Source organism: Amycolatopsis ultiminotia (assembly GCF_039536925.1).
GTDB classification, from domain to species: Bacteria; Actinomycetota; Actinomycetes; order Mycobacteriales; family Pseudonocardiaceae; genus Amycolatopsis; species Amycolatopsis ultiminotia.
Genome location: NZ_BAAAZN010000021.1, coordinates 14,034 through 28,055, shown reverse-complemented (window position 1 = coordinate 28,055; position 14,022 = coordinate 14,034). Strand labels below are relative to the sequence as shown.

Genomic DNA, 14,022 nt, shown 5'->3' with positions numbered 1-14,022 from the left:
CGGGCCTACCCGCCTTCGCACATCGACCCTGGATTCGCGTCGCCGCCCCGGACCCCGGTCCGCCTTCCCGCTTCAGATCCCCGGCTCGCCTTCGCGCATCGGCCCCGGGGTCGCCTTGCCGCCCCGGATGCCCGGCGCACCTCCCCGCGCCGCCCCCGAGAGCACCCTCCTGCCCCGAATCCCCAGCACACCTCACCACGCCGGTCCCGGAATCACCTTCCCACCTCGAATCCCCAGCACACCTCACCACGCCGGTCCCGGAATCACCTTCCCACCTCGAATCCCCAGCACACCTCACCACGCCGGTCCCGGAATCACCTTCCCACCTCGAATCCCCAGCGCGCCTCACCACGCCGGTCCCGGGATTGCCTTACCGCCTCGGATCCCGGTTCACCTTCGAGTGTCGGTGCCGGTTTGCCTTGTCTGCCGGATTTCCCCGCGCACGCTGCGCGCAAAACGATCCACTGTGGACAATAGAGACGGTCAGGGTGCGGCCAGTGGCAGCCGGACTTCGAAGCGGCAGCCGGGGCCGTGGTTCTGTACCCCGATGTTGCCGCGGTGGGCCTCCACCAGGCCCTTCGCGATGGCCAGGCCGAGTCCGCCGCCGCTGGTGGTTCCGGTGCGGTCCGGGGTGCGGGCCTGCGTACCGCGGAAGGCGATGTCGAAGACCCGGCCGATCTCGTCGTCCGGGATGCCGCCGCACGAGTCGTCGACGGCCAGCAGGGCCTGGTCGCCGTCGATGCCCAGCTGGACGGCGACCGTCCCGTCCGGCGGAGTGTGCCGGATGGCGTTGGACACGAGGTTGCGCACGATCCGCGCCAGCTCCGGGTCGCTGCCGGACACGACCGGCCATGCCGAGGCGTTCTCCAGCACCCGCACCTGTTTGCGTTCGGCGACCGGGGACTGCGCGGCGACCGCGTCGCTCACCACGTCGCGCAGCGGTACGGCGGACATGGTCAGTTCGAGCGCTCCCGCGGTGATCCGGGAGAGCTCGAACAGGTCGCCGACCATCCCGGACAGCCGGGTCGTCTCGCCGCTGATGCGCCGGGCGTAACCGGCGACCTCGGACCGTTCGGCGACCACACCGTCGGCCACTGCCTCCGCCATCGCCTGGATCCCCGCCAGGGGACTGCGGAGGTCGTGGCTGATCCAGGCGACCAGTTCCCGCCGCGACGCCTCGGCCGCGCGTTCGCGCTCGCGCGCCTCGCGTTCCCACACGCTGCGTCGCGCGATGACCCGGCCGAGCACCATCGCCGCGGGCACCGTCACGAATGCCACCAACAGGCACACCAGCAGTTCGGTGGTCAGCGCTTCGGTGAACATGAACCCGCTCACGCCGAGGATCCCGACCAGCAACGCGGCAACCGGGGTCAGCACGAGCGTCGTCATCGTGGTGGCCAGCGAGCGGTGCCGCACCAGGTAGAGCGTGAGCCCGCCGAGTGCCGCCACCGGCAGTGCGAACAGCAGCGCGAACGGCAGGATGTGCAGGACGTGGACGAACATCGCCCACCCGGACTCGCCGGTGGTGATCATCGCGGCGTCCCGTCGTAGCGGTAGCCGACGCCCCACACCGTCGCGACGCGGGCGGGCTTGGCCGGGTCACGTTCGATCTTCTCGCGCAACCGTCGCACATGGACGGTCACTGTGGACTGATCGCCGAAGTCCCAGCCCCACACCTTCTCCAGCAGGTCCGCCCGGCTGAATGCGACTCCGGGATGGGAGAGGAAGAACGCGAGCAGATCGAACTCGCGGGTGGTCAGCGGCAGCACGGCGCCGCCGAGGACGGCCTGGCGAGCCGTCATCTGCAGCCGCAGGTCACCGTCCACCAGTTCGGCCGAGGGCGGTTCGGGCAGCGGCATCCGGGCCCGCCGCAGCACCGAAGCGACCCGCAGCGACAGCTCCTTCGGGCTGAACGGCTTGGTCACGTAGTCGTCCGCACCCAGCTGCAGCCCGGCGATGCGGTTCTCCTCCTCGCCGAGCGCAGTGAGCATCACGATCGGCACCTGGCTGACCTGACGGAGCCGTCGGCACACCTCGAGACCGCCCAGCCCCGGCATCATCACGTCGAGCACCACCAGGTCCGGCCTGCGCGCGGCGAACCGGGAGAGCGCGGCGGTGCCGTCGCCCGCCAGGTCCACGGTGAACCCGGCGACCTCGAGGTAACGGCGGACGACGTCGCGCACCGTCTCGTCGTCGTCGACCACGAGCACGCGACCGGCCTGTTCCTCCATGCCTCACCTCACCAGTTCGTCAGCACCAGGTGGTTGACCGCCAGCGCGACCACTGCCTGCCCGGCCAGCCACCCGCGGCGGTGGCCGGTGGGCAGCAGCGCGGTGGCCGGGACCAGCCACGCGGAGAACGGCAACCAGATCCGTTCTACCTCAGCCTTCGACAGACCGGACGAATCGGCGAACAGAATCGCGAGCACCGCGGCCACGGCGATCAGCAGCACCGGGTCCCGCAGCAGGCTACGCCGGGTGGGCGGCAGGAAGGCGGCGGTCACGCCGCGCCGGGCGGCGGCGACCACAGCCGGGCCACAGGCGACCGCGACGGCGGCGAGGTCGGCCCACACCCAGTACGAGTAGGGCCGGACCAGCGCGACGCCCTGGTAGTAGCGCTCGACCACGAGGTGGTAGCCGTCCAGCCACCAGAAACCGGCGGCCGCGAACGCCCCGACCACTGCGAGCGCGCCGAGCACGGCGAATGCGGCGGCCCGCCACTGCCTGCCGAGGATCACCACGGCGACCGCGACCACGCCGAGCAGGACGAGGCCGTACGAGAGGAAGATCCCGTAACCCAGCAGCACGCCCGCGGCCAGCGCGGTGGGCCAGGCGTGCCCGCGGCGCGCACGGAACGCGGCCGTTGACAGGGCGAGGAGCGCGATGCCGGTGGCCGTCACGCCGGCGAAGAGACCGTCGCCGGAGACACCGAGCCAGACCGCACCCGGGCTGAGCACGGCGAACGGCAACGCTGCACGAGCTGCCTCGGGCCGGCCCAGCGCTGCCAGCGTCACCGGCACTGCGACCGCGATCAGGGCGGCCACCAGCACGACCACGGTCGAGGCCCAGGCACCGCCGTGCAGGCCGAGACGGTCGAGCCAGACGAACACCAGCGTCGCGCCCGGCGGATGGCCGGAGACGTGCGTGGTCCAGGAGTTCGGCTGGAAGTCGAGGATCCGGGAGGAGAACTCCCGCAGGAACCGCGGGATGTCGGTGATGCCGGGGACCTCGTGCAGGTACTCCTGCGGCGTGGTGAGGCGGCCGGCGAATCCGCGGGACCAGCCGTCGACCATGGCGAGCGAAAAGATCCACGCCAACGACGCCAGGTAGCCGGCCGCCAGCGCCCGCCGCCACGGCAGGCGTGCCGCGAGCGCCGGCCCCTGCAGGACCACCGCGGCGGCGATCAGCACGGCAAACACCGAACCGGGACCCACGTGCGGCAGCCAGTTCCCGAACAGCGGAGGGACGAAGGCGTAGATCACCACACCGGAGTCCGGCCGGTTGTAATAGAGGCCCACGCCGGCGGCAGCCGCGATCACCAGCAGAGCGACACCGACCGTCACGAGGTCGGCGCGCACGCCGGTGCGGCGGGAAACGGGCGGCGCCGGCTCGGCGAGCCGGTCAGCCGTGGTCGACTCGCTCATCGCCGCTCACGATAGCGCTGCCGAGGGCCGTCCGCCCCGCTCCGGCGAAGATCCGTGAGAACTCGGTAAGATTCCGCTACACGTCAGGATTCGGTAAGCACCACAAGGGTTCTGGACAGTCCTTTACGGACTTAGGGTACGCCGGGTGAACGATCTCGGAGTAGATGTCGTGCTGCCCTGCCTCGATGAGGCCGCTGCCCTGCCGGGGGTGCTCGCCGCGCTGCCACCCGGATACCGCGCGCTCGTGGTGGACAACGGATCCGGTGACGGATCGCCCGAGGTGGCTGCCGAACTCGGCGCGAAGGTGGTGCACGAGCCGCGCCGTGGCTACGGCGCCGCCGTGCACACCGGGCTCGAGGCGGCGACCGCCGATGTGGTGTGTTTCGCGGACGCGGACGGATCACTCGATCTGGGCGACCTGCCACCGCTGGTGGCCGCGGTCGGTGAAGGTGCCGACCTCGCCGTCGGCAAGCGGGTACCGGTGCGGCGCGAGGTGTGGCCATGGCATGCGCGGGCCGGTAACGCCGTGCTGTCCCTGCTGCTGCGGTCACGCGGGCTGCCGGTGCGGGACATCGCGCCGTTGCGCGCGGTGCGTCGCGAAGACCTGCTGGCTCTCGACGTGACCGACCGGGCTTTCGGTTACCCGCTCGAGCTGCTGGTGAAGGCTCAGCGCGCCGGATGGCAGGTCCGGGAGTTCGACGTCACCTACCGGGAGCGGGCGAAAGGCACCAAATCGAAGGTGTCCGGTTCGGCGCGGGGCACGCTGCGGGCGGTGCGCGACTTCGGGCGGGTGCTGGCCCGATGACGCGGACGTTCTGCCTGCTGGTGATCGCGAAGGCGCCGGTGCCGGGGTTCGCGAAAACCCGGCTGTGTCCGCCGGCCACCGCCGAGCAGGCCGGGGAGATCGCGGCCGCGGCGCTGCTGGACACCCTTGACGCGGTCAACGCCACCGCCGGGGCGCTGCCGGTGGTCGCGATGACCGGCGACCTGACCGCGGCCGCCAGAGGCACCGAGATCCGGCAGGCGTTGCAGCGGGTGACCGTGCTCGCCCAGCGAGGCGAGGATTTCGCCACCCGGCTCGCCAATGCGCACGCCGACACCGCGGCCGCGCACGCCGGGCTGCCCGTGTTCCAGATCGGCATGGACACGCCGCAGGTCACGTCCGAGTTGCTGGCCGCGTGCATCGAACCGGTGCTGGCAGGCGCTCGTTCCGCGGTGCTGGGCGCGGCCGAGGACGGCGGCTGGTGGGGGCTGGGGCTCGCCGATCCCCGGCATGCTGACGTGCTTGCCCGGGTCCCGATGTCACAGCAGGACACCGGTGCCCGGACTCGCGAAGCGTTGTCCACCAACGGTATCCGGACAGGCGAACTGCCAATTCTGTCCGATGTGGACACCATGGTGGACGCACGGCGAGTCGCTGCCCTCCGGCCGGAGGGCCGGTTCGCGGCCGCGGTGGACGCGGTGGGGGTGCGCGCGTGAAGCTGGCGTCGGGAAGGGAATTCGACCACGGACTGCTCGGCAGGCACTGCTGGCTGGAACTCGCGAGTGGCGAGCGCGTCGAACTGCCGGTCGACCGGTGGACCGACGGCTGCGGGCAGGGCGACGCCGTGCTACTCGACGCATGTGAGGGACCGACTCTCGACGTCGGTTGCGGCCCGGGGCGGCTCACCGCCGCGTTGACCCGTCGCGGTGTGGTGGCACTCGGCGTGGACAGTTCGCCCATCGCCGTGCAGCTGACCCGGCAACGGGGCGCGAGTGCGTTGCAGCGCAACGTCTTCGACCGGCTGCCCGGTGAAGGGCGGTGGAATCACGTGTTGCTTGCCGACGGGAACATCGGCATCGGCGGTGATCCGGGCGTACTGCTGCGGCGGGTGCGCGAACTGCTCACCGGTGACGGGGACGTGCTCGTGGAGCTCGAAGCGCCGGGCCACGGACTGCGCCGCGACCACGTGCGGTTGCGGCCGAGGTCCGCCGGCGGGCGGTGGTTCACCTGGGCCTGGGTAGGGGTGGACGCGGTCGCCGAAGTCGCCGCGCGGACCGGATTCCGGGTCGACTGGACGACCAGCCACGGACATCGCTGGTTCGCGAAACTGGACCGGGCATGACGGAACAATCCCCGCTGGACGACGAGGAACCACCGGAGCCGGACGGAGAGGCCCAGGCTTCGCGTCCAGGCAGGCTGGTCGCCGCGTGGCGGGGATTCGACGCATGGGTCGACGAGGCACAGACCAGGTTCGGCGCGCGGGCCGCGCAAGCCAGAGCCAGCGCGACGCAGGCAAAAACCATTGCGAGACAAGCGAAAAGTCGAGTCGACGAGCGGATCGAGCGGCTGCCCATCCCGAAGGAGGAGCAGTTCAAGGGCGGTGCGCACGGGGAACGCGTGACCGCGCGGATCGGCAGCCTGCTCGGCATCGCGTTCCTGATCTGCTTCATCACCGGTCTGCTGAGCCACCTCATCCAGCACCCGCCGGAGTGGTTCTTCTGGCCAAGCCGGCCGATCTGGCTCTACCGCATCACCCAAGGCGCACACGTGATCTCCGGGATCGCGGCGATTCCACTGCTGCTGGCGAAGCTCTGGAGCGTGTACCCGAAGCTGTTCGAACGCCCGCTGGTGCGTTCGCTGCCGCACGCGCTGGAACGACTGTCCATTCTGGTGCTGTCCGGGGCGGCGTTCTTCGAGCTGAGCTCGGGTTTGCTGAACGTCGCGCAGAACTACCCGTGGAACTTCTATTTCCCGCAGGTGCACTACGCGGTGGCGTGGGTGGCGATCGGGTCGGTGTTCGTACACGTCGCGGTGAAACTGCCGGTGCTGCGGCGGGCGCTCACCCGCGGGGCCGAACCGGAAAAACCGGCTGCGACAGGACTGTCGCGACGCGGATTCTTGCGCACCACGTGGATTGCGACCGGAGTGGCGGTGGTGGCCACCGCGGGGGCGACCGTGCCCGCGCTGCGGAACGTGTCCGGCCTGTCCTGGCGGACCGACAAGGGCACGCAGAAGCTGCCGGTCAACCGCACGGCCGTGGCGGCCCAGGTCACCCGGACCGCGCGTGATCCGGGCTGGCGCCTCGCGGTGGTGACCCGGGCCGGGACGAAGCACCTCACGCTCGCCGAACTGCGCGCGTTGCCGCAGACCACCGCGGAGCTGCCGATCGCGTGCGTCGAGGGCTGGAGCCAGATCGCGACGTGGCGCGGCATCTCGTTCCCCGACCTGCTGCGTGCCGTCGGTGGCGAACCGGGCGCCGACGTGCGGGTGTCGTCGATGGAGAAGGCCGGACTGTACGGCAGCAGCATGCTGCCCGGCGAGCACACGGCCGACCCGCTCACGTTGCTGGCGCTGGAATTGAACGGCGAAGTGCTGAACCTCGACCACGGCTACCCGTGTCGGGTGATCGCGCCCAGCCGGCCGGGCGTACTGCAGACGAAGTGGGTCGAGAAGCTGGAGGTGCTGTGAAGACCGCGCGTTTCCTCTTGGCGCTGCCCGGACTCGCCGCGCTCGCGTTCGGCGTGGTGCTGTTCGCCGACTACGCCGCGCCGGCGTGGCCGGACAGCTTCACCACGGTGCTGTGGATCGGTGGCGGACCGATCGTCAACGACGCGGTATTCGCGCCGGTAGCGGCGATCCTCGGGCTGCTGCTCGGCCGGGTGCTGCCGCGGCCGTGGCGGGCGCCGGTGCAGGTGGGCGCAGTGCTGACCGCAGTGCTCGGGTTCCTGGCGTTGCCGCTGCTGTGGCGGACCTACGGCGTGGCCCCGAAACCCGGGCTGCGCGACGGCAACACCTTGGCCGGGCTGCTGCTGACGCTGGCCGTGGTCTGGACGGTCGTGGTGGGCGTCGGAGTCGTGCGCACCGTGGCGACGCACCGGGCGCGGCGACGGCCACGGGCGCCGGTGCGGAAGAAATCTCGGCCGGTGACGGGCCGTTGACCAGGCTCTTCGGCCGGAACGGAATTTTTCCGCGAAATCGGTGTTTGAGAGAACGAGCGGCTGGGCATCTCACCGCCGGCGGAGAGGCTCTCCGTGCCGAGTCGGAGGCGGCACGGAGAGCCTCTTCGTGTTTTCCGGCACCGGTTTGTGCGTTCCGGCACCGACCACCGGTCGTCGCCATGGAGCGGCTTCCTACCGTCGCAGGCACCGGCCTCCAGTCGCCTGACGCATTTGCTGTCGGTCGTCCCCATGGACCGGATTCCGGACCCCTCACGCACCGCCGCCGGTCGCGCTCCTGGACCGGCTTGCGACACCTCGAACACCCGTCGCCGGTCGTCCCCATCGATCGGTTTCCGGTCGCCTCACACACTTGCTGCCGGTTGCGCCGCCAGCAGTGGGTCATCGGGAAAAGCCACGCGCGACCGGCTTTGGTTCGCTCGGTCGCGCGTGGCCTTGAAGGGTCCGGCCCCTGCCCAAGGGGGTCGAGCCGTGGTTGGTCTCGGCCGCGCCGGGCGGCCGAGCGATCAGTTCGCCGGGACCGGCTGGCCGCCGAGGGTCACCTGCACGGTCCGTCCGTCGCCGAGGGTGAAGGTCGCCTTCTCGTCCGGGGCACGGGTGCGGATCGCGGCGACGAGCGTGTCGGCGCTGTCGATGACGCGGTCGTCGATCTTGGTCACCACGTCGCCCGCCTTGAGGCCTGCCTTCTCCGCCGGGCTGCCCGGGGTGATGTCGCCGAGCTGGGCCCCGCCCTGCTGCGCGTCCCGCACCTGGGCGCCGATGTAGGTCTGGTTGGCGTGCCCGGTCTTGATGATGTCGTCGGCAGTGCGACGTGCCTGGTCGATCGGGATGGCGAAGCCGATGCCGACGTTGCCGCCCTCGGTGCCGCTGCCCTGCCCCTGTCCGGAATTGGGGCTGTAGATGGCCGAGTTGATGCCGATGACCTGACCGCTCATGTTCGCCAGCGGGCCGCCCGAGTTGCCCGGGTTGATCGCGGCGTCGGTCTGGATCGCGTCCATCACGGTGGCCTGGTCACCCTGGTCGCCGCCGGCCTGCACCGGACGGTGCAGCGAGCTGACAATGCCCGAGGTGACCGTGCCTGCCAGTTCGAACGGCGAGCCGATGGCCACCACCTGCTGGCCGACCCGCAGATCGTCGGAACGGCCCAGCTGCACCGGGGTCAGATTGCCGACGCCGGAAACCTTGACCACCGCGATATCGGTCGTCGGGTCCCTGCCGACCACGCTCGCGGTCGTCTTCTTGCCGTCCGGGAACACCGCCTGGATCTTGCCGCCGTTCGAGGCGACCTCGACCACGTGGTTGTTGGTCAGGATGTAGCCGTCGTTGCTCAGTACGAAGCCGGAGCCCTCACCCGCGCCGCTGCTGCCGGACACCTGCAGCTCGACCACGCTCGGCGACAGCTTCTGCGACACCGACTCCATCGACCCGGCCGGCGCGTTCCCCGTCTGCTGCGCGGGTTTCGGCTGGTCGAGCGCGTTCACCGACGGACCGGACGAGCCACCGGTCAGGTACCCGACGGTCCCCCCGGCAACACCACCGATCACGAGCGCGATCGCCGCGACGCTCGCGAGAAGCTTGCCCGCACCGGATTTCTTCGACGGCTGCGACGGCACGCCGTACACCGAAGTGCTGGCGGCGCCGTACGGGTTGGTCTGCTGTCCGCTCGGCGGATACGACTGGTACTGCTGCCCGTAACCCTGACCGGCAGCGCCGCTTGCCGACGCCGATCCGGCGCCCGGATACGCACCCGTGCCGGGAATCGTCGCGCCCGGCGCGGAACCAGCGGGGAGCGTGACGCCCTGCGGCGGAGTGCCCGCCGAGCTGTCCGGAACCGCGGCGCCGTAAGTCGAACCACCCGGCACCGCGCCGGCGGGAGTGGAACCACCCGGAACCGCACCATCAGCGGGCGAACCACCCGGCACCGCACCACCAGCCGCGGAACCAGCGGGTGAACCACCACCCGGCACCGCGCCACCCGGCGCGGAACCGGCCGGACCGCCGGGAACCGCCGTGCCCTGCGGGGAACCGGCAGCCGCCGAGCCCTGGGCCGACCACGGGCTCGGTGCGCCGTACCCCTCCGCGGGCCGGTAGGCGCCACCCGACTGGCCGGGCTGTCCGGCAGGGGGCGGTGCGGCCGGATCACCGGATACCGGCTGGCTCGAGGACTGGCTCCAGGCCGCCGTTGCCTCGGAGCCCGGCTGGGCACCCGGGTTCTGGTGACCCGCCGCGGAGTCGGGCGCGTTGGGGTCGTTCTCGGTCATGTCTTCACCTAAGCGGCCGGGCCTGAGAGGTTGCTGAGTCGAACCTGTGTTTCGCAGATGAGTATGCCGCCGGTACCGCTCACTCCGCCGCGCGAAGCCGCTCCGCGATCTGTTCCGGGGTGGCGTCGTTGATCCACACCGCCATGCCCGATTCGGAGCCGGCCAGGTACTTGAGCTTGTCCTTCGACCGCAACACCGAGAACAGCTCCAGATGCAGCCAGGCCAGCTCGCGGTCGCGGTGCACCGGCGCCTGGTGCCAGCCCGCGATGTAGGGCAGCGGACGGTCGTAGAGCGCGTCGCAGCGGCGCAGCACGTCGAGGTACACCCGGGCGAAGTCGTCGCGCTCGGCGCCGGTCAGTGACGGGATGTCGGGCACCTGCCGGTGCGGCACGACCTGGACGTGCACCGGCCAGCGCGCAGCCGGTGGCACGAAGGCGGTCCAGTGCTCGCCTGCCACGATCACCCGTGCGCCGGATTCCCGTTCGGCAGCAAGCACGTCGCCGAGCACCGGACGGCCGTGCTCGGCAACGTAAGCCCGCGCGACCTCGAGCATCCGCTCCGTTTTCGGGCTGACGAACGGGTATCCGTAGATCTGGCCGTGCGGATGCGACAGCGTGACGCCGATTTCCTCACCGCGGTTCTCGAACGGAAAGACCTGTTCCACACCCGGGGTCCGCGCGAGTTCCGCGGTGCGGTCCGCCCAGGCTTCGACGACCAGCCGCACCTGCTCCCGGCTCAGCCGGGAGAACGCGCCGTCGTGGTCGCTGGTGAAACACACCACCTCGCACCGGGCCCGCCCCGGTGCGGTCGGCACCAGGCCAAGGTCGTCCACAGTGGACGGTTCGCCCGGCACGTTCTGCGCGAACGACGGGAACCGGTTCTCGAACACCACCACGTCGTAACCGGACTCGGGAATCTCGCTCGGTTTTCCGGGCCTGCTCGGACACAACGGGCACAGATCGGCAGGCGGCTTGTAGGTGCGGGTCTGCCGGTGCGCGGCCATCGCCACCCATTCCCCGGTCAACGGGTCACGGCGGATCTCCGAGGCCGCCGCGACCGGCGGCAGGTCCCGCGTGTCCTCGGCGAGACGCTCGTGCGCGGCGATGTGGTCGAAATAGATGATGTCGCGGCCGTCGGCCAGGTGTCGCAAGGTGCGTTTCACGCTTCGTCTGCCTCGAGGTTCTCCGCCGTCTCGGCGATCATGAGTTCACCCACCCGGTCGGCGAGGGTTTCCCGCGCCGAATCGGGCAGCCCGTCGTCGGTCACCACCACGTGCGCTTCTTCGAGCTCCGCGATGGTGGAAATGCCGACCGTGGCCCACTTCGTGTGGTCCGCCAGCACCACGAGCCTGCGGCCCGCTTCCACCAGCGCACGGTCGGTTTCGCTCTCGGTGAGGTTCGGCGTGGTGAACCCGGGACCGTCGGCCATCCCGTGCACGCCGAGGAAAACCAGGTCCAGGTGCAGCGACCGGAGGCTGTGCACGGCGACCGGGCCGACCAGCGCGTCGGACGGCGTGCGCACCCCGCCGGAGAGCACCACCGTGCGGTCCGGCTGGGGCGCGGCCCGCAGTACGTCGGCGACCTGGATCGAATTGGTCACGATGGTGAGCCCCGCAACGCCGTCGAGCGCACGGGCGAGCGTCCACGTGGTGGTGCCTGCGGACAGGCCGATCGCGGTACCCGGCTTCACGAGTGTGGCCGCCAGCTCGGCGATGGCTTCCTTCTGCGCGCGCTGGCGCACCGACTTCGCCTCGAACCCCGGCTCGTCGGTGCTCTTGCCGACCACCGAAGTGGCGCCGCCGTAGACCTTCTCCACCAGGCCGCGGCCCGCGAGCACGTCAAGATCACGGCGCACCGTCATATCGGACACGCCGAGCCTCGTGACGAGGTCACTGACCCGGACCGCACCGGTCCGGCGTGCCTCCTCGAGGATCACTGCCTGTCGCTGCCGCGCGAGCACCGCCCACTCCCCAACCACGAACTGTCAACCACACAAAATCCTACACGATCAAACATGTCGGCGCGGGACGTGCCGGTCGGCCTCCCCCGGCCGGGCGAGGTGTGCTCAGCCCGGCGCACCGGGCAGCCGGATGGTCAACAGCGCGCCGCCCTCTGCCGCGCGGTTGGCATACACCGCACCGCCGTGGCGTTCCGCGGCGTGCTTGACGATGGCCAGCCCGAGGCCGGATCCCGGCAGCGTGCGGGCCTCCGACGAACGGTAGAAGCGGTCGAACACCTTGGGCAGGTCCTCCTCGGCGATACCAGGACCGGAGTCGGCGACCTCGACCACGGCGGTGCCGTCGCCGAGCGGGCGCAAGCTCACCCGCACCCGCGCATCCCGCGGCGAGAACTTGACCGCGTTGTCCAGCAGGTTCAGCACCGCACGTTCCAGCGCGCTGTTGTCGCCGGTGAGCACCCACGGCTGCATGGTCACGTCGAACTCGATTTCGCCTGCCCTGCGGCGGGCTCGGTCCAGCGCGCGCTCCACCACGTCGACCAGCTCGACCCGTTCGGTCAGCTCGCGTGGTTCGTCCTGGCGCGCCAGTTCCACGAGGTCGCCGATCAGCTGGGTGAGCTCGTCGATCTGGCCGCGGATATCGGCTTCGATCTCGGCGCGGTCCTCGTCCGGCAGCGCACGCGCGCCCGGCCTGCTTGCCGAGAGCAACAGCTCCAGGTTGGTACGCAAGGACGTCAGCGGGGTCCGCAGTTCGTGCCCCGCATCCGCGACAAGCTGGCGCTGGCGTTCCTGCGAATCGGCGACCGTGCCGAGCATGGTGTTGAAGCTGTGCGTGAGCCTGGCGAGCTCGTCGTCCCCGCTGACCGGGATCGGCCGCAGGTCCCCGGTTTGGGCGACCCGTTCGGCGGCCGAGGTCAACCGGTCCACCGGCCGGAGCCCGGCGCGGGCCACCGCGGTGCCCGCGCCCGCGGCCACCACGATCCCCGCGCCACCGACGAGGAACAGCACCACGGCCAGCTCGTTGAGCGCGCGCTTCGTGGGTGCCATCGACTGCGCGAGCACCATCGCCTCGCCGTGGTCCGCGGGCAGCGCGACCACCCGGGTTCCGGTGGCCTGGTCGGTGCGCAGCGACTGCGGCAATCCGCCGGTGGCGACGCGCAGCTCGGACGGGCCCACCGGCGGCGGTGAGCCCGCCTGCGGGTAGATCAGCTCACCGGTCAGGCCGTTGAGCTGGCCGATCTGCAGGTCGGCACTGGCGAGGAAGGCACCCGGCACCTGCTTGAGCTGGGTCTGCACCTGCGGTGACTGCACCGCGGACTCGGCGCGTGCCAGCAGGTTGTCGTCGAGCTGCTGGTAGAGATTGCTCTGCACGATCAGGTAAGCGCACAGCGACACCAGCGCCACCGCACCGGCGACGCAGGCCGCGGCCAGCAGCGTGACCCGGCCGCGCAAGGAGAACCGGCGGGCGCCCCACCGGTCGCCACGGGGATCGGTGACGTTCACCGTCGGCACCGCGGCTTCGTCGGTCACGGCGGAGTTTCGCGCAGCACGTACCCCACGCCCCGCACCGTGTGGATCAGCCTGGGCTCCCCGCCCGCTTCGGTCTTGCGGCGCAAATAGCCGACGTAGACCTCCAGTGCGTTGCCCGACGTCGGGAAGTCGTAACCCCATACTTCCTCCAGGATCCTTCCGCGGGTCAGCACGTGCTTGGGGTACGAGAGGAACAACTCGAGCAGCGCGAACTCGGTGCGGGTGAGACTGATCTCGCGGTCACCGCGGCGGACCTCGCGAGTGCCGGGGTCCAGCGTGAGGTCGGCGAACGACAGCGCTTCGCTCGTCTCGCCCTGCTGGCTGTCCGGCACGGCACGGCGCAGCAGTGCGCGCAGCCGGGCGAGCAGTTCCTCCAGTGCGAACGGCTTGGGCAGGTAGTCGTCGGCGCCGGCATCGAGGCCGGAGACCCGGTCGGAAACGGTGTCGCGTGCGGTCAGCACGAGAATGGGCAGGTCGTCGCCGGTACTGCGCAGCCGGCGGGCCACCTCGAGCCCGTCGAGGCGGGGCATCATCACATCGAGCACCATCGCGTCCGGCCGGTTGGCGATGATCGCCTCCAATGCCTGCGCACCGTCGCCGGCCAGCTCCACGGTGTAGCCGTTGAACTCCAGTGACCGCCTGAGTGACTCACGGACGGCACGGTCGTCGTCCACCACGAGGATGCGCATGCGG

General features: G+C 70.8%; 13 protein-coding genes. 5 read left to right on the top strand and 8 right to left on the bottom strand.

Annotated features, from left to right (window positions below):
- Window positions 1–483 precede the first annotated feature (483 nt).
- The 3 genes from ABD793_RS34865 to ABD793_RS34855 are packed head-to-tail and all read right to left on the bottom strand — an operon-like array spanning window position 484 to window position 3,643.
- Complete coding sequence (locus tag ABD793_RS34865; protein WP_344867590.1) at window positions 484–1,533, bottom strand: sensor histidine kinase; 1,050 nt, start codon at window positions 1,531–1,533, stop codon at window positions 484–486.
- Complete coding sequence (locus ABD793_RS34860) at window positions 1,530–2,231, bottom strand: response regulator transcription factor (protein WP_344867589.1); 702 nt, start codon at window positions 2,229–2,231, stop codon at window positions 1,530–1,532. Before ABD793_RS34860 ends, ABD793_RS34865 begins: the two co-directional genes overlap by 4 nt.
- Before the next feature lie 8 nt (window positions 2,232–2,239).
- The gene (locus tag ABD793_RS34855) at window positions 2,240–3,643 is read right to left on the bottom strand and encodes a hypothetical protein (RefSeq protein ID WP_344867588.1); all 1,404 of its coding nucleotides are present in this window, start codon (window positions 3,641–3,643) and stop codon (window positions 2,240–2,242) included.
- A 145-nt stretch (window positions 3,644–3,788) separates the two neighbouring features.
- Between ABD793_RS34855 and ABD793_RS34850 the strand changes: the two genes are divergently transcribed.
- The 5 genes from ABD793_RS34850 (at window position 3,789) to ABD793_RS34830 (ending at window position 7,564) form a co-directional block, all read left to right on the top strand.
- Window positions 3,789–4,448, top strand: coding sequence for a glycosyltransferase family 2 protein (locus tag ABD793_RS34850; protein WP_344867587.1), 660 nt, complete (start codon window positions 3,789–3,791; stop codon window positions 4,446–4,448).
- Complete coding sequence (locus ABD793_RS34845) at window positions 4,445–5,122, top strand: TIGR04282 family arsenosugar biosynthesis glycosyltransferase (protein WP_344867586.1); 678 nt, start codon at window positions 4,445–4,447, stop codon at window positions 5,120–5,122. The genes ABD793_RS34850 and ABD793_RS34845 overlap by 4 nt, the downstream gene beginning before the upstream one ends.
- The gene (locus tag ABD793_RS34840) at window positions 5,119–5,748 is read left to right on the top strand and encodes a methyltransferase domain-containing protein (protein WP_344867585.1); all 630 of its coding nucleotides are present in this window, start codon (window positions 5,119–5,121) and stop codon (window positions 5,746–5,748) included. The genes ABD793_RS34845 and ABD793_RS34840 overlap by 4 nt, the downstream gene beginning before the upstream one ends.
- 179 nt (window positions 5,749–5,927) lie before the next feature.
- Window positions 5,928–7,094 (top strand): molybdopterin-dependent oxidoreductase, encoded by a 1,167-nt coding sequence (locus tag ABD793_RS34835; RefSeq protein WP_344867765.1) that lies wholly within the window; start codon window positions 5,928–5,930, stop codon window positions 7,092–7,094.
- On the top strand, window positions 7,091–7,564 hold the full coding sequence (locus tag ABD793_RS34830) for a hypothetical protein (RefSeq protein WP_344867584.1): 474 nt from the start codon (window positions 7,091–7,093) through the stop codon (window positions 7,562–7,564). The genes ABD793_RS34835 and ABD793_RS34830 overlap by 4 nt, the downstream gene beginning before the upstream one ends.
- A 524-nt stretch (window positions 7,565–8,088) precedes the next feature.
- Here ABD793_RS34830 and ABD793_RS34825 read toward each other — a convergent pair.
- From ABD793_RS34825 to ABD793_RS34805, 5 genes are all read right to left on the bottom strand, one after another.
- Window positions 8,089–9,843 (bottom strand): trypsin-like peptidase domain-containing protein, encoded by a 1,755-nt coding sequence (locus ABD793_RS34825; protein ID WP_344867583.1) that lies wholly within the window; start codon window positions 9,841–9,843, stop codon window positions 8,089–8,091.
- 79 nt (window positions 9,844–9,922) lie between these two features.
- On the bottom strand, window positions 9,923–11,005 hold the full coding sequence (gene galT / locus ABD793_RS34820; protein WP_344867582.1) for a galactose-1-phosphate uridylyltransferase: 1,083 nt from the start codon (window positions 11,003–11,005) through the stop codon (window positions 9,923–9,925).
- On the bottom strand, window positions 11,002–11,802 hold the full coding sequence (locus ABD793_RS34815) for a DeoR/GlpR family DNA-binding transcription regulator (RefSeq protein WP_344867580.1): 801 nt from the start codon (window positions 11,800–11,802) through the stop codon (window positions 11,002–11,004). Before ABD793_RS34815 ends, galT begins: the two co-directional genes overlap by 4 nt.
- Window positions 11,803–11,907: 105 nt before the next feature.
- Window positions 11,908–13,302, bottom strand: coding sequence for a sensor histidine kinase (locus tag ABD793_RS34810; protein ID WP_344867764.1), 1,395 nt, complete (start codon window positions 13,300–13,302; stop codon window positions 11,908–11,910).
- 23 nt (window positions 13,303–13,325) lie between these two features.
- Window positions 13,326–14,018: a response regulator transcription factor gene (locus ABD793_RS34805; protein WP_344867578.1), complete on the bottom strand. Its 693-nt coding sequence runs from the start codon at window positions 14,016–14,018 to the stop codon at window positions 13,326–13,328.
- Between the last annotated feature and the right edge of the window lie 4 nt (window positions 14,019–14,022).